Raw genomic sequence first — 19,845 nt, 5'->3', positions numbered from 1 at the left:
CCGCCCGACAAATTTATCAAAAACACCTGATCACACGAGACAGATTCAGGGCGTTATACGGAAAACAGAGACAAAAGCACATTTCGCCATGCCCGGAATCAAGCGAACCAGCGAATACCTTCCCCACTTTCTCGGATGAAGTTTCATCATATAATCTGTCGAGACATGCTTTAAATGGGGACTCCAGCTTTCAAGCTGTTTTATATCATCAATACCCCATTTAAAACGCGCCTTCATCTGTCCTACTGTTTCGTGCTTGTCTGATTTTTTCACCAGTCGATTCGAGTAACCATCGAAGCAGATGCTTGCTCCCCGGAAACGCTTGATCAGTTCAATAAATAGCTGCTTAACCTGTTGCTCGGTAAAATAGACAAGAACACCTTCTATTAAGAAAGAAAATGAACCTTCAGGGTATTTGTCTAGTAAGGAATCCATCCACTCTGTTTCCAGAATTGATCCGACCATAAATATGTTACGTTCATTATTATTTGCATTTAATTTATTTCTAAATGAAATTACTTCTGGCAAATCAATATTGATATGTATCCCTTCACCATTATCAACACGGCTAAACCGGTTATCCAGACCACATCCTACATGAACCAGAACTGGTTTTTTCCTGCGTAAGGTTCTTTGCGCCCAACGGTCAAACAGGTGAACACGGATTGCAGTGCCTACTCTGGTGAGTTTCTTATTCTCAAATTTCGAAAAATCAACAGACAATAATTTCACCAGTTCTTCAGCTTCCTTATCTTCAAAGAGACGATCCGGTCTACGACTCTCTTCGGCCCTCATCCATAAAGGAATAAGCAAAGTATCAGAGACTATGTCATCAAATAGTAACTTATTCATCTGTTTCAATCCCCTGTCAAAGTTAACACCTCATAACAATTACACAACCTGCCAATAACACAAATGGTAATGATTATCATTTTCACGATAGGAGACTTGTGTGTCAATCACTACTTCTATAAATAATCTCAAAAAGAAGCATATGTGAAAGATTTACTCTGACAGTTTCATCGTAAGCGCAGCATATTCCCGATACAATTTCCTCCAGAATCTTGTCGTTATCAGAGGTCTTCTGGTGAAATCCGGTCACACACCATTTTCGTAATCAACTTTTCTAATCTTTTCATTTTCAACTTATGTGATTTTTTCTCACCAATTTCCTGATAGTATTCTTCCCGGCGCTCACCAACAACTTGACGGAACTTCTTTAGAAGCTGTTCCAATATTTTGATGTCGGTAGTTGCGGCTTCTGCTAGGATTTTTTTTATACATATACATCACATGAAATTCATCAATCATTTTTGGCTCCATGTGTAGAGTATATTTTCACTGTCAGTTTTTAGCCTTCATATCAGATTTTTTATCAGTCCCATGAAGGGGCAGATAGACGTCAGAACACATCAACATATTGACTCCGCCAGAACGGTGTAATGCATTTTTGCTAATGCCTGCTTAACCCCTTTAAAATCCACTTCAGCCAGTTTTCCAGCAGCGTTCTTTTTCCATGCTTTTTTCAGAAGATGCTTCTCAGCATTTCTTATCGCCAGATCGATTAGTTTACAGACAAACTCATGATCCATTACATGTGTCATAATCATATTACTGGTCGTTTTATCCTTTGAGCTAAAAAGCTCCGCATAGATATGCAAGGACACAACATAAAAGATTTCAGTAGATTTATTCTTAAATGTATTCATTTTTATTTCCTCTTTAGTTTAATATTAAAATAGTCAAATGTTTATAGCACTATCAACGATATATACACTTATAGATAATGCAAAGCCGACGAAGATGCTGTTTTACTTTCACATAGTTAACACTCCCGGAGATCCGTTCCGATTTTTGTTCACCTTCGGCCCCATAAAAAAAGACCTTTGTTTTCTCGATAATATTTTCAATCACTTCGTTCATATCCTCCTTATTTTTCAGAAAATGGTATGAATGCACTGACTGGTTTCGTAGTCGTTTATTCATATAATGGTTATACAAACATTCGGCTTCACTAATAAACTGCTCTGTCGTATTAAGTTCTATTTTCATATATCGCCCTTTTATTGTTTAAGATAATAAGAGTCCCTGAGCGAAAAACATCTATTCGCCCGGAAACGGTATTTATGTTTTATGCTGCGTTCTGACGTAAGTTTCGAATAGTAGTTTCAATCCATTCATCTATCTCACTCTCGACAAAAGCTACGCACCTTGGACCTATTTTTACCCTGTCTGGAAAGTTCCCTTCCTTAATACGCTCATATAAGGTAGTGCGACTGAATCCTACCCGATTAAGCACTTCAGGCACCCGAATAAATCGTTTAATATTATTTTTCATTGTCTGTCCTCTATTTTTTTACGTAATCTCGACGAGATTTCGTTTTTCTCTATGTTGTTGCGACGAGAACAATAATAGCGAATTCACTTATGACGTTTTAGGGGCGTTCATAAAAGATTTTTTTGAAAAATACGAAGGGACGTGAACGGAAAAAGATTCGTTAAGGCTGGATGCGATCACGTTCGCTCACAGCGAACGTAACCCTTTTTACTTGGCTGCTTTTTTCTTCTTCTTATCGTCCTCAACATGCTTATCTACAGATGAGTCTTTTAAGTGATTGTTTTGCATAATGTAATCTTCAAGCGATTTTAGATAGCTTGTATCTGTCAGAAAAGCCATTGCCAGCGGGTAGTCCGTTGCCTTTAGCATTCCTTCATCACGATCGTTGTCGCTGTCTTCGTGTAGCAGCGAAGAAATCAGTGAAAGCGGGATTTTGACGCCATTGTCCTCACCCCAGAAAATCAGGTCCATCATCGGAATAAGACGATATTCAATAATTTTTCTGAACGTGCTTTTGCCGAAACGATACTCCCGTACCGCAGGAGCTTTCATCTTTAGCTGCCTCTTCCATTGGGGGATTAGCACTTTCAGATGTTCAATGATCTCTTTGGTTGATGCCTCTTCCAGATGAATATCGACAGTGATACGGGCAAGGTTTTTCAGCGATGTTTCTTTGAGATACTCTGACAGAAATTCGGATTCGCTTAACGCGGAAAGGTCGGGAGTGGCTTCGGTTAATGCCAGCGTTTTCGCATAAAATTGCGCGTGGCTTCGTGTCGTAGGGTTTACTGAGTAGGTTCTGGCAAGCTCATGTCCAAGGGTCGCGGTATCACCACTGAAAAAGATTTCGCCTCGCAAAATTTTATAGCGGTAGTCATCCAGCAAAAGTCTGTTCAGGGTCGGTATGGTATTCCGGCTCAACAACATCCTGTAGGCCAAGATACGCCGCTCAATCTCCACATAAAACTGTTGAAGGCTTAGCTTCTCTATCGCCTCATAGCGCTCGACATCAAACCATGCTTCCAGTGCTTTTCTGATTTCACTTCTTTTCATCCATCCTTCAGCAATCCATTACGCTCTCTTTAGCTGTTTTAACCGACATAACAATCGGTTGTCCAGTAAACCATCAGCGCAACATGTTTGGGCTACAGGATCCCCATGCTGATATGTAGCTCGGAGTATGTTAGAGGACTAAACGCTGGGAGGATTGTTCCCTGATTTCTTCACAGAGCACGGTTCGAAATGAATTTGCCCTCATCCGAAAGATGAGTATCTGAAAGGATTTTTAGTGAGAAAGGATGGGTCATAGTGACTAGTCCTGATATAGGTTGACAGTTTTTTGTCTGTAAAACGCCTGATGAACATCATCGGGCGTTTTGTATTTCAGGGCCAGATGTGGCCGTTCATGGTTATAAATTGCCACGGACTCTTTTACCATCATCCGGGCTTGTGCAAGATCCTCCGGGCGCGAGAGTAAAAACTCATTTTTCAGTATCCCGTTTATTCTCTCAGCCAGCGCATTCTGGTAGCAATCGTAACCATCGGTCATTGAACAGGTTATTCCGTTTCGCTCATGAACTGACTGATAAAGTACCGAACAGTATTGCAGTCCTCTGTCAGAGTGATGTACCAGCGGACCTCTCGTTTTTCTCCGCTTCAGAGCCTGTCTGAACGCCTTTACCACGCTTTCTGTCTGCAGGTTTTCCCCGACATGGTAACCCACGATTTTTCTGGAGCAGGCATCAGTGACCAGACTCAGATAAGCCGTGCCGCTGCGTAGTGGAAGGTAAGTTATATCAGCGACCCAGACCTGCTCTGGCTCAAGGGGGGTAACCTGCTCAGGGCCGGATTTCAGCAGATTAGGATGCCGGTAAAAGCGATGATGGCTGTTAGTGGTTTTGTGATATGCCCGTTTCACTGGCACCAGGAGCCGGTATTCATCCAGCAGGTTAAACAGACGGTCTCGTCCGATATTCAGCATTTTATCGGACTGAGTGTTCAGCAGATAGTGCAGTTTACGCGTACCGATTCGCGGCTGACGACACCTGACTCGGGCAACAAACTCAAGAACCTGAGCATGATGTTCCTGTCTTTTTATGCGTCTTGTGTTGTCCTGATACCACGCCGGTCTGCTGTGCCCCAGGAACTGGCATGCACGCGTAACAGTTATTTTTGTGGCCGGACTTTGCGCGAGGACTTGCCGGGCCGCTTTTTTACAACGCTCACCCCGTAATCATTTTTCAGGACGTTGATAACCGACTCAAAAAACTCAGCTTTCTGGTTCGCCAGCTCAAGCTGTTCTTCAAGTTCCCTGATTCTTTGCTCGGGTGTAAGCGGGATAATCGTCTGAGCCACAGGCAGTTTCCTCTTCACCAGGTCAGGAAGTCCGGGACTCCAGTCAAGTCGGCCATACTTACGCAACCAGACAAGAACGGTGGAGCGCCCCTGAATACCATACCGCTGCTGGGCCTGTTTATAGGTCATCTCGCCTTTTTCAACCTGCTCAACAACAGCTATTTTAAAGGATAGAGGATAATCACGTTGGGTGCGTTTGAACTCAGTCATCATCACGTTCTCCGTATTTAAGTCAGGAACGTGTCAACGCTATTCAGGACGGGTCATAGATGTAAAAAAAGCCCGTATAAACGGGCTTTTTTGTACCACTTTATGCACCATAAAATCAAAACCATGTCTTAAGTTATTGATTTTATTACAAATTTGGCGGAAGCGTAGAGATTCGAACTCTAGAACCCTTTCGGGTCGCCGGTTTTCAAGACCGGTGCCTTCAACCGCTCGGCCACGCTTCCAATGAGGCGCACTATAAACATCCCGAACGGACCTGTAAAGCACCAAAGTGTTCGTTTGCCTGAAAAACAGCCAAAATAATGTTAATTGACTGAAATAACAACAAATTGACCGTTTATTCAGCACGTATCTTGCTCTCTTTGGTTTAATGTTTTTTGATGAACATATCTTTGGTGTAATAATTTCCACGGTTATCAGGAGCAAATCCCCCAACCCACGGCTTCACCAGATGCGTATGGACATAGTGATAAACAGGTATTGCCGGAACATCTTCGCCCAAAATGTCCTCAGCCTGCTGGTAGTATTTCCCTCGCTCGTCCAGCGAGCCTGCTTTCGCCGCATTGAGCATCGCTTCATCATAGGCAGGGTTACTGTACTTAGTGGTGTTCTCACTATCACCGGTACGGAAAATATTGAGGAAGCTCGAGGCATCGTCATAATCGGCTATCCACGCATAGCGCACGACATCAAAATTGCCGGTGTGCATGGTGTCCAGCATGGTTTTCCATTCCTGATTCTGCAGCTTTACCTCGACGCCGAGGTTTTTCTTCCACATCGACGATGCGGCAATCGCAATACGTTGATGCGTTTCGAAAGTGTTGTAGAGCAAATTTAACGAGAGCGGATGCTCCGGACCGAAACCGGCTGCGGCTAACAGTTTTTTCGCTTCAGCAATGCGTTTATCGCGCGGCCACGCGGCATACTCCGGTGCGTGCAGTTTGACACCGCCAATTTCAGGCTGGCTGATTACCCACGCTTCACGCTGCCCCTGCGCCATGACCTTTTGGGCAATGATCTCTTTATCCAGCGCCATATTCAGCGCCCGGCGCACACGCCGGTCATTAAACGGCGCGCGAGTCGTATTGAACTGGTAGTAATAGGTTGAAAGCAGAGGTGAAACGCGCAGCTCATCTCCCATCGTCTTTTTCAACTGCGCGAACTGGTTTACCGGCACGCTAAAGACAATATCAATTTCCCCGGCCTTGTAGCGGTTAACGTCAGCTGCTTCTGAGCTGATGGGCAGATAAGTGACTTTATCAATTACCGTATGCTGATCATCCCAGTAGTGCGTATTACGTACGGCAACAATCCGCTCATTGACCACCCACTGAGAAAGCTTGTATGCACCGCTACTGACAAAATGCTCTGGCCTGGTCCACTTATCACCAAAGCGGCTAATCAGCACTTTATCCAGTGGCACCAGCGACGGGTGAGCCAACATAGCCAGAAATGCAGCCGTTGGCTGCGTCAGGGTAATCTCCAGGGTGGTGTCATTGAGTGCTTTTACACCCAGTGTAGCGGGCTCCTTTTTCCCAAGCGCAATGTCGAGTGCATTCGCGACGTGCATGTTGCCGAGATAAGAGGCATACGGCGAAGCAGTTTGTGGTGAAACAAGACGCTGCCAGCTCCAGACAACATCCTGTGCGGTAATGGCTGAACCATCTGACCAGGTAATACCTGGACGTAAATGAAAGGTCCAGACGGTATTGTCTTTATTCTCCCACGATGACGCCAGGCGCGGCTCAATCTCCCCTTGCAGATTGACAGAAACCAGCCCATCGAACATATCACTGATTAAATTAAACTCAACGTTGCTTTCGACTTTATGTGGATCCAGCGATGCAGGCTCGCTGCCGTTATTTCTGACCAGTTCCTGTTGTTCTGCCAGCGGTGTCCCTGTAGGAACATTTGCTGCCCATGCCACACCGTTTATAGACATCAAACAGACAGCCAACAGCGTAAACGTCAATACCTTCGGTCTATGTTGAGCCATTCCCTTCACCTTATTGTTCTGTTATATGATGACACCGCTGTAACTCTTAAAGGATTCAGGTGATAACGCAATATTTTTCAGCCACCTATAAGATGTCGATCTGACATTTGCAGACAATAAGTGATAACATCTAATTCAGGAGCTTTTGCTGAAATAAAATGCTTAAGCCTGGCGGGTTAAAATGCGTAAAGATGGGTAAAACCGCTGTGTCATTTCCAGCGATTTAATTATCCTCCTTCATTAATTACATCTGTCATAAGAGAGTGACTCATGGATCGTATTATTAGTTCTTCGCGCGACCGTACATCGCTACTCAGCACGCATAAAGTGCTGCGCAATACCTATTTCCTGTTGAGCCTGACGCTGGCATTTTCAGCGATCACGGCGACCGCCAGTACGGTACTGATGCTGCCATCTCCAGGTCTTATCCTGACGCTGGTAGGTATGTACGGGCTGATGTTCCTGACGTATAAAACGGCAGATAAACCGGTTGGCATTCTGTCAGCTTTCGCTTTCACCGGTTTCCTCGGCTACATTTTGGGGCCAATTCTGAACACCTACCTGTCGGCAGGCATGGGTGATGTTATCGCTATGGCCCTGGGCGGTACTGCACTGGTCTTCTTCAGTTGCTCTGCGTATGTGCTGACCACCCGTAAAGACATGTCCTTCCTCGGCGGTATGCTGATGGCTGGTATTGTGGTGGTGCTGATCGGTATGGTTGCGAATATTTTCCTGCAACTGCCAGCTCTTCATCTGGCCATCAGTGCGGTGTTTATTCTGATTTCCTCAGGTGCAATCCTGTTCGAAACCAGCAACATCATCCGTGGTGGTGAAACCAACTACATCCGTGCGACAGTCAGCCTGTATGTATCGCTGTACAACATCTTCGTCAGCCTGCTGAGCATTCTGGGCTTCGCCAGCCGCGACTAAGACGTCAAAACGTATTACCAGGCCCCGCTTATGCGGGGCTTTCTTTTTTGGTAAACTGCCGCCAGTCTGACTAACGTAGTGAAGAAATATGTTGATCTTTGAAGGTAAAGAAATCAGTACCGATAGCGAAGGCTATTTAAAAGACACTACAGAATGGAGCGAACCGCTGGCAGTTGTCATTGCTGAGAATGAAGGCATCACCCTTTCGGCTGAACACTGGGAAGTGGTGCGTTTTGTGCGCGATTTCTATCTGGAGTTTAATACTTCTCCAGCAATCCGCATGCTGGTAAAAGCGATGGCTAATAAGTTTGGCGAAGAGAAAGGCAACAGTCGTTATCTCTATCGCCTGTTTCCCAAAGGTCCGGCAAAACAGGCGACAAAAATCGCAGGCCTGCCAAAACCGGTAAAATGTATTTAATAACGAATACTAAATCCCTTTAGTTCGTCGCCAGGGCGATGCGGTTCACTGAGAACCCTGTCTACCCTGGCACTGCGTGGCCCACCGGCTTTTAACCACTTCATCAGTTGTTCCACCTGCTGGCTTTCACCACAGGCGACAATCTCTACGCTGCCATCATCCATATTCTTCGCATACCCGGTTAATCCGAGTCGCTGCGCTTCATGCTGCGTCGTATAGCGAAATCCCACTCCCTGTACCCGACCGTGTACCCAGGCAATGATGCAGACTTTCGACATGGAGGTTCTCCCTCTTATTGTAAATGGGCATACTTTCACACTGTAAATGTGAATACCATTAACGTACCTGCTTCGGCAGACACCCGTAATGCTGGCGGAATCTTGCCGTAAATCTCGAACCAGACATATAGCCACAGCGTATTGCAATCTCACCAATCGGTAATTTCGTCGACTGCAACTGAGAAAGAGCGTATGACATACGTACTTCCTCGACAATTTGTCTATAGCTCTGTGATTCCTGCTGTAGCCTTCGACGTAATGTAGAGGTGCCCATCGCTAAACGACCGGCAATTTCATCTGCTGTCCATAGCTTAGCAGGCGACAACATAATGAGTTGCCTCACCTGTTCCGCCAGCTTAAAACTGCGCTCAATCAGAAGTGGTCCGGCAGCTCCTTCATGTAAGAGAGCCAGAAGTAATCCCATCGCCTGATGTTCCTGTAGTTTTACCGGCAGGCCCTGACGCACAGCATCCAGCAAACTCGCCCACATAAACGCCAGGCTATGGCTCATTGGTGTACATAACGATCTTAGCTTCGCGGGGGGATAATCCTGCACATACGAACTTTTAAATCGCGTAATGATCTCAGGCGAGAGTAGCAACAAATCTGAACGAAAAGCACCCTGTGCGGGTTGATTGATAATCTCAAGACAGGAATCTGCAGGGATAATAAGCAATTCGCCTGTGCCGGCAACCAGACGGTTATCATCCTGGATGATGACTTTACTACCGTGAGTGATGTGACATATCGCCGCAGAAAAAAGCTTAACACGATGCAAGCGGTGCAGTTGGCTGGAGTTTACCTCTGCCGCGGTAAGCACATTATGTTTGAAATATACGTCCTGCACCGTGTGTCCCTCAGTTTATCTTCCGTATGTGGCCGTTAATTCAGCTTTAGCGATGACATGGCCGTTAAGCATAAAACCCACCAGCGCACCGCTCGCATTACTATCGATGGGCAACATTTCCGTATTCAGCGCCCACACGGTGAACTGGTAACGATGAGGTTTATCGCCTGCTGGTGGACAGGCACCGCCAAATCCAGAATAACCGAAATCATTCCTCCCCTGAATAGCCCCTGCGGGTAACTTATCTTTTCCAACGCCAGATGGAAGAGTCTGAACGTGTGCTGGAATATTCACCACCGTCCAGTGCCACCAACCACTTCCTGTTGGGGCATCTGGATCAAATAACGTAATGGCATAACTTTTGGTCCCGGCTGGCGGGTTTTGCCAGCTCAGTTGCGGCGAGATATTCTCACCATTACAGCCAAAACCATTAAAAATCTGTTTCTGTGTTAATTGAAGGTTATCTGTAATATCCGTACTGCTAATACGGAACGCTGATGCCGCAGTTACATTAAAACTTATCGCCGTTATCGTCATGGCTAGCAGAGAAGAGACTGTTTTCATTGTGTTTCCTTAACCATATGAAGAAATATCAATGTAATGGTTATGCTTTAAGGAAACTGTGCTGCTGTGATTCCATTTTGTGCTGAAATGCTCGCAACCATACTCTGATGATTGCCCCCTTCATCTGTGCTACCCTACGCGCCATTTTGTTTTAACGGTATCAGGTTGGTTCTCATCCAACCCGCATCGCTGTTTGTGAGAGGTTGCTCCGCATGACTGAATCTAAATTTCCGCAATATCCCCGTATGGTGTTAGCTAAAGGGCGCGAAAAATCATTACTTCGCCGCCATCCATGGGTATTCTCCGGTGCCGTCGCACGTATTGAAGGCAAAGCCAACCTTGGTGAGACCATCGATATTGTTGACCATCAGAGTAAATGGTTAGCACGCGGTGCATATTCTCCTGCATCACAGATCCGTGCGCGTGTCTGGACATTCGACAAATCTGAATCCATTGATACTGATTTCTTTGTCCGTCGTCTGCAACAAGCGCAGAAGTGGCGCGACTGGCTGGCGAAGAAAGACGGGCTGGACAGCTACCGTCTGATTGCCGGTGAATCTGATGGGCTGCCCGGTGTCACCATTGATCGCTTCGCTAACTTCCTGGTTCTGCAACTGCTCAGCGCAGGGGCCGAATATCAACGTGCCGCACTGATTAGCGCCCTGCAGATAGTTTTCCCTGAATGCGCCATTTATGACCGTAGCGACGTTGCCGTACGTAAGAAAGAAGGTATGGAGCTTACGCAGGGACCTGTTACCGGCGAACTGCCCCCTGCTCTGCTGCCAATCGAAGAACACGGTATGAAGTTGCTGGTTGATATTCAGCGCGGTCACAAAACAGGTTATTACCTGGATCAACGTGACAGCCGTCTGGCGACGCGTCGCTACGTCGAAAATCAGCGCGTTCTGAACTGTTTCTCTTATACCGGCGGTTTTGCCGTGTCGGCATTAATGGGGGGATGCAGCCAGGTCGTGAGCGTTGACACCTCCCAGGAAGCGCTCGACATCGCCAGACAAAACGTTGAACTGAATAAACTGGATCTGACTAAAGCCGAGTTTGTGCGTGATGATGTGTTCAAACTACTGCGAGCCTATCGCGATCGCGGAGAGAAATTTGATGTCATCGTGATGGATCCGCCGAAGTTTGTCGAAAACAAAAACCAGCTGATGGGCGCCTGTCGTGGCTATAAGGACATCAATATGCTGGCTATTCAGCTTCTGAATCCTGGCGGTGTGCTGCTGACATTCTCCTGCTCCGGCCTGATGACCACCGATTTATTTCAGAAAATCATCGCTGATGCCGCAATAGATGCTGGTCGTGATATACAATTTATAGAGCAGTTCCGTCAGGCCGCCGATCATCCGGTGATCGCTACCTACCCGGAAGGGCTGTATCTGAAAGGGTTTGCCTGTCGCATCATGTAACTTGAAAAGTGGAATATTACCCTTACATAAAGGGTATCTATTTCCCGGGAGGTGACTATGATTGCCAGCAAATTCGGTATCGGCCAGCAGGTCCGCCATTCCCTGTTAGGTTACCTCGGAGTGGTCGTGGATATCGACCCGGAATATTCGCTTGATGAACCGTCACCCGATGAGTTGGCGGTTAACGACGAACTTCGCGCCGCTCCCTGGTATCACGTGGTGATGGAAGATGATAATGGCCTGCCAGTACATACGTATCTGGCGGAAGCACAGTTGAGCAGTGAGCTACAGGAAGAGCATCCGGAGCAACCCTCAATGGATGAACTGGCGCGAACAATCCGCAAACAGCTTCAGGCTCCACGCCTGCGCAACTGATTTTAGCACTTGCCCGATGACGCTTCGTTTATCGGGCTTACGCGTCTTATCCGGCCACGAACCGCAGGCCGGATAAGTAACGCGCCATTCGGCAATAACACAGGCTTACTTCGCCAGCCCGAGTCGAGGGATCTCAATTGCCGGACAACGATCCATCACCACCGCCATACCGGCATCACGTGCCAGCACAGCCGCCTGTTCATTGATCACCCCTAGCTGCATCCATAAAGTTTTCGCCCCAATGGCAATTGCCTCCTGCGCAACGCCCCAGGCTGCTTCTGAATTACGGAAGACATCCACCATATCCACTTTCTCAGGAACATCTGCAAGGGTCGCATAGCCCTGCTGTCCCAGCAGCGTTTTCCCGGCAACCTTGGGTGAAACGGGGATAACGTGATAGCCCTGATCGAGCAAATATTTCATCACCCGGTAGCTAGGGCGCTCGGGTTTATCACTCGCGCCCACCAGCGCAATCGTACGGGTGGATGTCAAAATGCCAGCAATATCGGTCTCTTTCATTATCTTCCTCCAGGCTGTTTTGCAAAGTTTACGACAAACCTGACGTTGCAACCATTCATCCCATACTGGCGCATGAGAGCTAAACTGACAAATATGTCTATATGTTAGTAAACATGATTACCGAAAAATTTTGATACATCTTACTCAGGCATTTTCTGGACAGGAGAAACCTATGAGAGCCGGCATTGTGACAGTCTTGATTGCCCTGTGTTTGCCGGTAACCGTTTTGGCCACCTCACTACGTTTGTCTAATGATATTGATCTACTGGTACTGGACGGAAAAAAGGTCTCAAGCTCATTACTGCGTGGTGCCGACAGTATTGAGCTTGAGAATGGCCCCCATCAGCTTGTTTTTCGCGTAGAGAAAACTATCCGCCTGTCCAGCCATGAAGAACGCCTCTATATTTCCCCACCACTGGTCATCAGCTTTAATACTCAAATGGTCAGTCAGGTTAATTTTCATCTTCCGCGCCTGAGCAACGAGCGTGACGCAACACATTTTGATAGCGCCCCGCGCGTCGAATTGCTTGACGGGGACTCCATGCCCATTCCAGTGAAACTGGATATTATGGCGATCACTTCAAAGGCAAAAATCGTGGATTATGAAATTGAGACTGAGCGCTATAACAAAGCCGCCAGGCATGCCTCGTTACCGCAATTTGCCCCCATGATGGCAGATGACAGCTCATTGCTCTCCGGAGTTTCTGAACTGGACCGGGTTCCGCCTCAGTCGCAGACACTCACCGAGCAGCGTTTAAAATATTGGTTTCAGCAAGCCGACTCACAAACGCGAAGTAACTTTTTGCAATGGGCGCAAAAACAGCCACCTTCATGACATTTATGTTCATATACGCATTTTTTTTGTCTTTCTCTTGCAGCGTCAAGTGCTTCCAGTACTCTGTAACGAGGTTAACTTGGGAGCTGTACTATGGAATTGACGACTCGCACTTTGCCAGCGCGCAAGCATATTGCGCTGGTTGCACATGATCACTGTAAACAGATGTTGATGAGCTGGGTAGAACGCCACCAACCGTTGCTGGAAAAACACGTTCTCTACGCGACAGGAACGACAGGAAACTTAATTCAACGCGCTACTGGTATGGATGTAAATGCTATGCTGAGCGGCCCAATGGGCGGCGACCAGCAGGTGGGCGCGCTGATCTCTGAAGGGAAAATCGATGTGCTGATCTTCTTCTGGGATCCGCTCAATGCCGTCCCTCACGATCCTGATGTAAAAGCCCTATTGCGCCTGGCCACAGTCTGGAACATTCCGGTCGCGACCAACGTTTCTACCGCCGATTTTATCATCCAGTCGCCAAACTTCAGCGATGCGACAGAAATCCTGATCCCGGATTACGCCCGTTACCTGGCAGAGCGCCTCAAATAATCGTCAGGCAGGCGGTACATGCCGCCTGCTTATCAGGGTTTTCTGCTTACCGGTACATCCAGTTGTTTAAGTTCATCGACAAAACACGACGGCGCGTCTTTGTTAAACAGTAACCATACCCGATGCCGCGCACGTGTTAGCGCCACGTACAGTAACCTTCTCTCTTCTGCATCAGGGAAGTCTTCAACAACAGGAAGCAACGCCTCTTCCATAATTGACTCGCGGGCCGGCGCCGGAAAACCATCATTTCCTTCATGCAGCCCGACGACAATAACGTAATCTGCCTGCTGCCCTTTACTGGCATGGATAGTCATAAATTCAAGCTGTAGCCTGGGCCAGCGAGTAGCCGCTTTTTCCAGACTGGCGGGTTTTAGATGATGGTAACGCGCCAACACCAGAATTCGCTCTTCAGCTTTCGCAAATCCAGAAAGCTTATCCAGCAATAAATCCAGCTGACTTTCCTCCAACAGCGTCACCGCTTTTTTATCCCCTGACGTCAGGCTGTTGAGCGGTTTCGCAAGCTGATGTGGGTTTTTTTGGATAAACCGGTTTGCGACCTCGCCAATGCGGCTATTAAAACGGTATGTAGTATCCAGGTCACAGCGATCACCCTCGCCAAAGGTATGATGGAATGCGGTAGTCAACGAAAGCTGCGCGCCGCTAAAACGATAAATCGCCTGCCAGTCATCCCCCACCGCAAACAAAGTGGTCTGCGAGTTTTGCTTACGTAATGCAGCCACCAGAGCGGCACGCTGTGGGGAAATATCCTGAAATTCATCGACCAGAATATGTTTCCAGGGGCTGATAAAGCGCCCCTTTTCCAGAATGACAATTGCTTGATGGATCAACCCGGAAAAATCGACAGCATTTTCTTCCTTCAGAGCTCCCTTCCAGGCCTTAAGCAGCGGCGCCATCAGTTTAATGCGTTTACTGAACAGATCGCGAATTTCCTCCGGGGCATTGGCAATCATTTCAGCCTGCGCTCCGCCATGCATGCGCATAAGTCCAACCCAACGATCTAATCTTGTGGCCAAACGACGCTGCAACTTTTCGTCGTCCCAAAAATTGCCCTCAGGCACAGTCCACTGCATCTCCTCTTCTAACCACTGCCGCCAGCCTTTGGCCTGCGCCTTTTTCTCGCTGCACTGCTGACGCCAGGTGGTGATAAAGAGTTTATGCCGCGCGGCAGTATCGTTTTCAAGCTTACTTACCGTTGGAACTTTTTTACTGCCCTGCTGAATGATATGTAGCGCCAGCGAGTGAAACGTCCGTGCGCTGATCTCTTCTGTATGCAGTCGCTCGCGGATACGATCATCCATCTCCTGGGCTGCTTTGCGACCAAAGGCTAACAGCAGAATCTGTTCAGCAACGGCTTCCCCCTGCATCAACAGCCACCCAGCGCGAGCCACCAAAACAGAGGTCTTGCCGCTTCCGGCTCCCGCGAGCACTAACAGTGATTTCTCACCATTTACTACCGCTCGCGCCTGGGCCGCATTCAGCGGCGAGGATTCGATATGTGAAAAGAACTCAGCATGCTCCGCCAACATTGCGTCGGTATACGCCTGATTATGTTGTAAACGACACACTTCAATGTCCTTCAACCAGGCCTGACATTGTCGTAATGCCTCACGACAATTATCAAATTCTTCTAATCGATTAACCGGTAGAGGCAACGCGGCAAAGGCGCGGCGGATCTGCTGTTGTAACCCAGAGGTTTGATCACGCGTCAGCCATTTATTCTCCCCGGTACGAACGGCTATCGCCTGCAGTTGCTCCTGCAAAACACCGGCTGCCACTTCGCTCATCTCCTGGCTCCACTGCTGCCAGAGTGTATTCAAATGGTGATGGAAACGCTGAGTTTCAGCCCACTCTGTACCGTGCAGGCGTACAACCTTATCTTCCGGAAGCACAAACTCCAACTCCCCCCAGACAAGGCCTCGTTTGCAATGTATAGCCAGTAACTGATTGAATGGAATAAGATACTCATGACGATCGCCGGAAACCTTTATCCCGGCATTGAGAATAACGGCTCGATCGTAAGGGTGTTGCGCCAGACGTTTTCCAAGAGAAGTTGCTTTCAGTTCCATAAGACTTACGCGGATCCACACGAAGAGGTTTACTTATCAGTGTAACCGCCAGAGAAAACGTGCTCCAGCCCAAAAAAACGTTACAATTGCCAAATTCACTGAAAACCAGAGTTAACCGAGAGTTTATGCGTACTGTTCTGAATATTTTAAATTTTGTGCTGGGCGGGTTCGCCACTACCTTAGCCTGGTTACTGGCTACGCTGGTCAGTATCGTGCTTATTTTCACCCTGCCCTTGACCCGTTCGTGCTGGGAGATAACTCGCCTCTCATTGTTCCCTTTTGGCAACGAAGCGATTCATGTTGATGAACTCAACCCAGCAGGTCAAAGTGTACTGATGAATACCGGCGGGACATTACTCAATATTTTTTGGCTGATTTTCTTCGGCTGGTGGTTGTGCCTGATGCATATTGTCTCCGGTATTGCCCAGTGCATTACGATTATTGGTATTCCTGTAGGCATTGCGAACTTTAAGATCGCCGCGATTGCACTCTGGCCCGTCGGACGTCGCGTGGTGTCAGTAGAAACTGCCCGCGCAGCTCGCGAAGCCAATGCGCGTCGCCGCTTTGAATAATCAGGACGCATGGTCTTTATGTTAAGTCCTCTGCTCAAACGCTATACCTGGAACAGCACCTGGCTGTATTACGTGCGGATATTCATCGCGCTTTGCGGCACAACGGCTCTGCCCTGGTGGTTGGGCGACGTAAAACTCACTATCCCACTCACACTGGGCATGGTTGCTGCTGCGCTTACCGATCTGGACGATCGTCTTGCGGGACGACTACGCAATTTGATCATTACGCTGATCTGCTTCTTTATTGCCTCTGCCTCCGTCGAACTGCTCTTCCCCTGGCCATGGCTTTTTGCCATTGGATTAACCATCTCCACCAGCGGATTTATTCTGCTGGGTGGATTAGGCCAGCGTTATGCGACAATCGCCTTTGGGGCATTGCTCATCGCGATTTATACCATGCTGGGGACTTCACTCTACGATCAGTGGTATCAGCAACCAATACTTCTGCTCGCTGGCGCCATCTGGTACAACCTGCTTACGCTGACCGGACATCTCTTGTTCCCGATTCGCCCCCTGCAGGATAATTTGGCTCGTAGCTACGAACAATTAGCGCACTATCTGGAGCTGAAATCGCGTCTTTTCGATCCTGATATCGAAGATGAAAGTCAGGCACCACTCTATGACTTAGCGCTGGCCAATGGGCAACTAATGGCCACGCTAAACCAAACTAAAGTGTCATTACTGACCCGCCTGCGCGGTGACCGAGGGCAGCGGGGAACACGTCGTACACTGCATTATTATTTTGTGGCACAGGATATCCACGAGCGCGCAAGCTCCTCGCATATTCAATACCAAACGCTGCGCGACCATTTCCGTCACAGCGACGTGATGTTTCGCTTCCAGAGATTAATGTCAATGCAGGGACAAGCCTGCACACAGTTGTCGCGCTGCATTATCTTGCGCACCCCATACCAGCACGATCCACACTTTGAACGCGCCTTTACGCATATAGACGCCGCACTCGAGCGTATGCGCACTAACGGTGCCCCTTCAGATCTGCTCAATACACTGGGATTTTTGCTCTCAAACCTGCGTGCCATCGACGCACAGCTGGCTACCATTGAGTCCGAACAGGCTCAGGCAATCTCGCGTAATGAATCAGAAAATCAGCTTGCTGATGACAGCCCACATGGTTTCAGCGACATCTGGTTGCGTCTGAGCCGTAATTTCACACCTGAATCCGCCCTTTTTCGCCATGCTATCCGCATGTCACTGGTGCTCTGCGTCGGTTACGCCATTATTCAGATCACTGGAATGAACCATGGGTACTGGATCCTGCTGACCAGTCTGTTTGTCTGTCAGCCTAACTACAACGCCACCCGCCATCGCCTGGCACTAAGGATTATCGGCACACTAGTGGGAATAGCCATCGGCTTGCCCATTTTGTGGTTCGTTCCCTCACTTGAAGGGCAACTGATACTATTAGTGATTACTGGCGTGCTCTTTTTTGCATTTCGCAACGTACAGTATGCTCATGCAACTATGTTTATCACTCTGTTGGTACTGCTGTGCTTTAACCTGCTTGGCGAAGGTTTCGAAGTCGCCCTGCCACGCGTAATTGATACGCTGATCGGCTGCGCAATCGCCTGGGCGGCCGTCAGTTTTATCTGGCCAGACTGGCGTTTTCGTAATCTGCCACGAGTAATTGAACGAGCAACTGACGCTAACTGTCGCTACCTCGACGCTATTCTCGAACAATATCATCAGGGTCGTGATAATCGGCTCGCATACCGTATTGCCCGACGTGATGCACATAATCGCGATGCTGAGCTTGCGTCCGTAGTGTCGAATATGTCGAGTGAACCTGACGTCACAGCGCAAACGCGGGAAACAGCATTCCGCTTGCTGTGCCTCAACCATACTTTTACCAGCTATATTTCGGCTCTGGGTGCACACCGGGAACAACTGACCAACCCGGACGTTCTGGCGTTACTGGATGATGCCGTCTGCTATGTAGATGATGCGCTTCATCATCAGCCAGCTGATGAGCAACGCGTATACCAGGCACTTGAAGGTCTGAAGCAACGGATTCAGCATCTTGAACCGCGCCCGGACAGTAAAGAACCGCTGGTCGTTCAGCAAGTTGGGTTATTGATTGCATTGCTACCGGAAATCAGGCGACTCCAGCAGCAAATTGCCGCCTTGCCGTCTAATACTCCAGTTCCGGAGTAAGTGAGCGTACCCACTCAACAAGCTCCTGGCGACGAATCGCCGGGAGCGCCGCCTCATGGACCCCGCGAATCGCCCCTTCGAGGGCATAGAGTATTTTCACTGTCAGAGCAGGATTAATCTGCCGTAATTTAAGCCAGCACATTTGAGCTCCCAGCATACGCAATGTACTTTCATCGTTAACACCCGCTTCGTTAAGCAGAGTCTCGAGATGAAATGTCATGTTCGGCAGCTCTCTCAGGCGGTGTTGCAAAAAGCGGCTCTGTTTTTCCTTCACTGCTGCATCCAGCGAAAACTTCGATAAAGACACCAACTGTTGCTGGTTTCGCCACAAAGCATCGTCCACCTTGTAGTAATTGAGAATAACCGGGCGTCCGCGCTTCATAAACGTCAGCCAGACTGGCGAATGTTTTACACAGTACTGTACGCTCTGCTCACAAGCTCGAAGGTACAACTCACCGCTAGCGACCATTGCAAAGACCGTATCCTCAACCGTTAGACTGTAGCTACCAAACAATGAGCGATAGCGAATCGTCCCCAAAGAGGCCAGGCATTCTTGTGATTTATAGATCTTGTCATAAGAGAGCTTTTTCATAAAAATCCTTTTAAATCATAATATAAGAGAATGATTTGCAGTAGCGGATCCGTTAATGACGAAAATAGGCAACTTATTCTCAGGGAGCAAGATGAATTTTGTTTTTGCTGTTATGACAGCGAAAAATTGCGAACCAGTTTCCGAAAATAAAGTTGATCTTTATGGATAGCAGGGTTACTGTATATCCATACAGTAACTCACAGGGCTGGATTGATTATGTACACTTCAGGCTACGCAAATCGTTCTTCGTCGTTCTCTTCCACATCAAGCAATATTGCGCGCGTTTCTTCAGAGAACGTTACCGCCGGGCTTATCAGTGAAGTGGTCTATCGCGAGGACCAGCCCATGATGACGCAATTACTGCTGCTCCCCCTGCTTCAGCAATTAGGGCAGCAATCGCGCTGGCAGCTTTGGCTTACACCTCAGCAAAAATTGAGCCGTGAATGGGTACAGTCTGCAGGGCTGCCTTTAACAAAAGTCATGCAAATTAGCCAACTCTCACCGTGCCATACGTTGGAGTCAATGGTTCGCGCTTTGCGAACAGGCAATTACAGTGTGGTAATCGGCTGGCTGACCGAAGAATTAACGGAAGATGAACATACTGAACTGGTAAAAGCTGCAGATGAGGGAAATGCGATGGGATTTATCATGCGTCCTGTTCGTGCGCAGTCTCTTGCCGGGAGACAGCATTCTGGGCTAAAAATTCACTCGAATTTGTATCATTGAGTAAAATTAGGAATTATCCTGGAATTTTTTTTCATGT

The 19,845-nt window shown here is 47.9% G+C and carries 21 protein-coding genes, 1 tRNA gene and 1 pseudogene; 9 read left to right on the top strand and 14 right to left on the bottom strand.

Going from position 1 to position 19,845, the window contains the following annotated elements:
- Nucleotides 1–45 precede the first annotated feature (45 nt).
- The 8 genes and pseudogenes from OGX98_RS05970 to OGX98_RS05935 all read right to left on the bottom strand — a co-directional run bounded on the left by OGX98_RS05970 (nucleotide 46) and on the right by OGX98_RS05935 (nucleotide 6,917).
- A complete protein-coding gene (locus OGX98_RS05970) occupies nucleotides 46–852 on the bottom strand; it encodes a class I SAM-dependent methyltransferase (RefSeq protein WP_200012055.1) in 807 nt (268 codons plus the stop codon).
- Nucleotides 853–1,073: 221 nt separating this feature from the next.
- Nucleotides 1,074–1,311: pseudogene (locus OGX98_RS05965) on the bottom strand (H-NS family histone-like protein).
- A 101-nt stretch (nucleotides 1,312–1,412) separates the two neighbouring features.
- Nucleotides 1,413–1,709: a hypothetical protein gene (locus tag OGX98_RS05960; RefSeq protein WP_200012058.1), complete on the bottom strand. Its 297-nt coding sequence runs from the start codon at nucleotides 1,707–1,709 to the stop codon at nucleotides 1,413–1,415.
- A 422-nt stretch (nucleotides 1,710–2,131) separates the two neighbouring features.
- Entirely contained in the window at nucleotides 2,132–2,338 is a 207-nt protein-coding gene (locus OGX98_RS05955; protein WP_286594965.1) for a helix-turn-helix transcriptional regulator, read from the bottom strand.
- Between the two features lie 207 nt (nucleotides 2,339–2,545).
- A complete protein-coding gene (locus OGX98_RS05950; RefSeq protein WP_286594964.1) occupies nucleotides 2,546–3,391 on the bottom strand; it encodes a DUF6387 family protein in 846 nt (281 codons plus the stop codon).
- Between the two features lie 259 nt (nucleotides 3,392–3,650).
- A protein-coding gene (locus OGX98_RS05945) for an IS3 family transposase (protein ID WP_286594963.1) occupies nucleotides 3,651–4,906 on the bottom strand; the annotation gives its coding sequence in 2 pieces (ribosomal slippage) (nucleotides 3,651–4,555 and nucleotides 4,555–4,906; 1,257 coding nt in all).
- Nucleotides 4,907–5,057: 151 nt separating this feature from the next.
- Nucleotides 5,058–5,145: transfer RNA gene (locus OGX98_RS05940), tRNA-Ser, on the bottom strand.
- A 143-nt stretch (nucleotides 5,146–5,288) separates the two neighbouring features.
- Nucleotides 5,289–6,917: an ABC transporter substrate-binding protein gene (locus OGX98_RS05935; protein ID WP_286594962.1), complete on the bottom strand. Its 1,629-nt coding sequence runs from the start codon at nucleotides 6,915–6,917 to the stop codon at nucleotides 5,289–5,291.
- A 270-nt stretch (nucleotides 6,918–7,187) separates the two neighbouring features.
- Between OGX98_RS05935 and yccA the strand changes: the two genes are divergently transcribed.
- Nucleotides 7,188–7,847 (top strand): FtsH protease modulator YccA, encoded by a 660-nt coding sequence (gene yccA / locus OGX98_RS05930; protein WP_043015806.1) that lies wholly within the window; start codon nucleotides 7,188–7,190, stop codon nucleotides 7,845–7,847.
- Between the two features lie 88 nt (nucleotides 7,848–7,935).
- A complete protein-coding gene (tusE, locus tag OGX98_RS05925) occupies nucleotides 7,936–8,265 on the top strand; it encodes a sulfurtransferase TusE (RefSeq protein WP_045441362.1) in 330 nt (109 codons plus the stop codon).
- Here the strand turns inward: tusE and yccX are convergent.
- From yccX to OGX98_RS05910, 3 genes are read right to left on the bottom strand one after another with little or no spacing between them, the layout of a single operon-like run.
- Nucleotides 8,262–8,543 (bottom strand): acylphosphatase, encoded by a 282-nt coding sequence (gene yccX / locus OGX98_RS05920; protein WP_045441361.1) that lies wholly within the window; start codon nucleotides 8,541–8,543, stop codon nucleotides 8,262–8,264. The genes tusE and yccX overlap by 4 nt on opposite strands.
- A 58-nt stretch (nucleotides 8,544–8,601) precedes the next feature.
- Nucleotides 8,602–9,390 (bottom strand): helix-turn-helix transcriptional regulator, encoded by a 789-nt coding sequence (locus OGX98_RS05915; protein WP_136345459.1) that lies wholly within the window; start codon nucleotides 9,388–9,390, stop codon nucleotides 8,602–8,604.
- A 15-nt stretch (nucleotides 9,391–9,405) separates the two neighbouring features.
- A complete protein-coding gene (locus tag OGX98_RS05910; protein ID WP_286594960.1) occupies nucleotides 9,406–9,954 on the bottom strand; it encodes a kinase inhibitor in 549 nt (182 codons plus the stop codon).
- A 212-nt stretch (nucleotides 9,955–10,166) separates the two neighbouring features.
- Here OGX98_RS05910 and rlmI point away from each other — a divergent pair, with 212 nt between their 5' ends.
- Complete coding sequence (rlmI, locus tag OGX98_RS05905; RefSeq protein ID WP_284096512.1) at nucleotides 10,167–11,378, top strand: 23S rRNA (cytosine(1962)-C(5))-methyltransferase RlmI; 1,212 nt, start codon at nucleotides 10,167–10,169, stop codon at nucleotides 11,376–11,378.
- A 57-nt stretch (nucleotides 11,379–11,435) separates the two neighbouring features.
- Nucleotides 11,436–11,753, top strand: a complete 318-nt coding sequence (gene hspQ, locus OGX98_RS05900; RefSeq protein ID WP_045441357.1) for a heat shock protein HspQ — start codon at nucleotides 11,436–11,438, stop codon at nucleotides 11,751–11,753.
- Nucleotides 11,754–11,858: 105 nt separating this feature from the next.
- Here hspQ and OGX98_RS05895 read toward each other — a convergent pair whose 3' ends face one another.
- On the bottom strand, nucleotides 11,859–12,272 hold the full coding sequence (locus OGX98_RS05895) for a CoA-binding protein (RefSeq protein ID WP_045441356.1): 414 nt from the start codon (nucleotides 12,270–12,272) through the stop codon (nucleotides 11,859–11,861).
- Nucleotides 12,273–12,444: 172 nt separating this feature from the next.
- Between OGX98_RS05895 and csgI the strand changes: the two genes are divergently transcribed.
- Both csgI and mgsA read left to right on the top strand, forming a co-directional pair.
- On the top strand, nucleotides 12,445–13,107 hold the full coding sequence (gene csgI, locus OGX98_RS05890) for a curli synthesis inhibitor (RefSeq protein WP_045441355.1): 663 nt from the start codon (nucleotides 12,445–12,447) through the stop codon (nucleotides 13,105–13,107).
- 93 nt (nucleotides 13,108–13,200) lie between these two features.
- On the top strand, nucleotides 13,201–13,659 hold the full coding sequence (gene mgsA, locus OGX98_RS05885; protein ID WP_045441354.1) for a methylglyoxal synthase: 459 nt from the start codon (nucleotides 13,201–13,203) through the stop codon (nucleotides 13,657–13,659).
- Nucleotides 13,660–13,691: 32 nt separating this feature from the next.
- On the opposite strand, the gene helD is transcribed toward mgsA, so the two are convergent.
- The gene (gene helD, locus OGX98_RS05880; protein WP_286594959.1) at nucleotides 13,692–15,746 is read right to left on the bottom strand and encodes a DNA helicase IV; all 2,055 of its coding nucleotides are present in this window, start codon (nucleotides 15,744–15,746) and stop codon (nucleotides 13,692–13,694) included.
- Between the two features lie 125 nt (nucleotides 15,747–15,871).
- Between helD and OGX98_RS05875 the strand changes: the two genes are divergently transcribed.
- Together OGX98_RS05875 and yccS are read left to right on the top strand one after the other, a co-directional pair.
- Nucleotides 15,872–16,318 (top strand): YccF domain-containing protein, encoded by a 447-nt coding sequence (locus OGX98_RS05875; RefSeq protein WP_045449541.1) that lies wholly within the window; start codon nucleotides 15,872–15,874, stop codon nucleotides 16,316–16,318.
- Nucleotides 16,319–16,336: 18 nt separating this feature from the next.
- Nucleotides 16,337–18,490, top strand: a complete 2,154-nt coding sequence (gene yccS / locus OGX98_RS05870; protein WP_200013100.1) for a YccS family putative transporter — start codon at nucleotides 16,337–16,339, stop codon at nucleotides 18,488–18,490.
- On the opposite strand, the gene OGX98_RS05865 is transcribed toward yccS, so the two are convergent.
- Nucleotides 18,468–19,082, bottom strand: a complete 615-nt coding sequence (locus tag OGX98_RS05865) for a TfoX/Sxy family DNA transformation protein (protein ID WP_286594958.1) — start codon at nucleotides 19,080–19,082, stop codon at nucleotides 18,468–18,470. The two genes, yccS and OGX98_RS05865, sit on opposite strands and share 23 nt — an antisense overlap.
- A gap of 216 nt (nucleotides 19,083–19,298) precedes the next feature.
- Here OGX98_RS05865 and sulA point away from each other — a divergent pair, with 216 nt between their 5' ends.
- Entirely contained in the window at nucleotides 19,299–19,808 is a 510-nt protein-coding gene (gene sulA, locus OGX98_RS05860; protein WP_045441351.1) for an SOS-induced cell division inhibitor SulA, read from the top strand.
- Nucleotides 19,809–19,845 lie beyond the last annotated feature (37 nt).

Origin of the sequence: Citrobacter sp. Cm046, assembly GCF_030333065.1 — a bacterium.
In the GTDB taxonomy this organism is placed as follows: Bacteria; Pseudomonadota; Gammaproteobacteria; order Enterobacterales; family Enterobacteriaceae; genus Citrobacter; species Citrobacter murliniae.
This window is presented reverse-complemented; position numbering and strand designations above follow the sequence as displayed.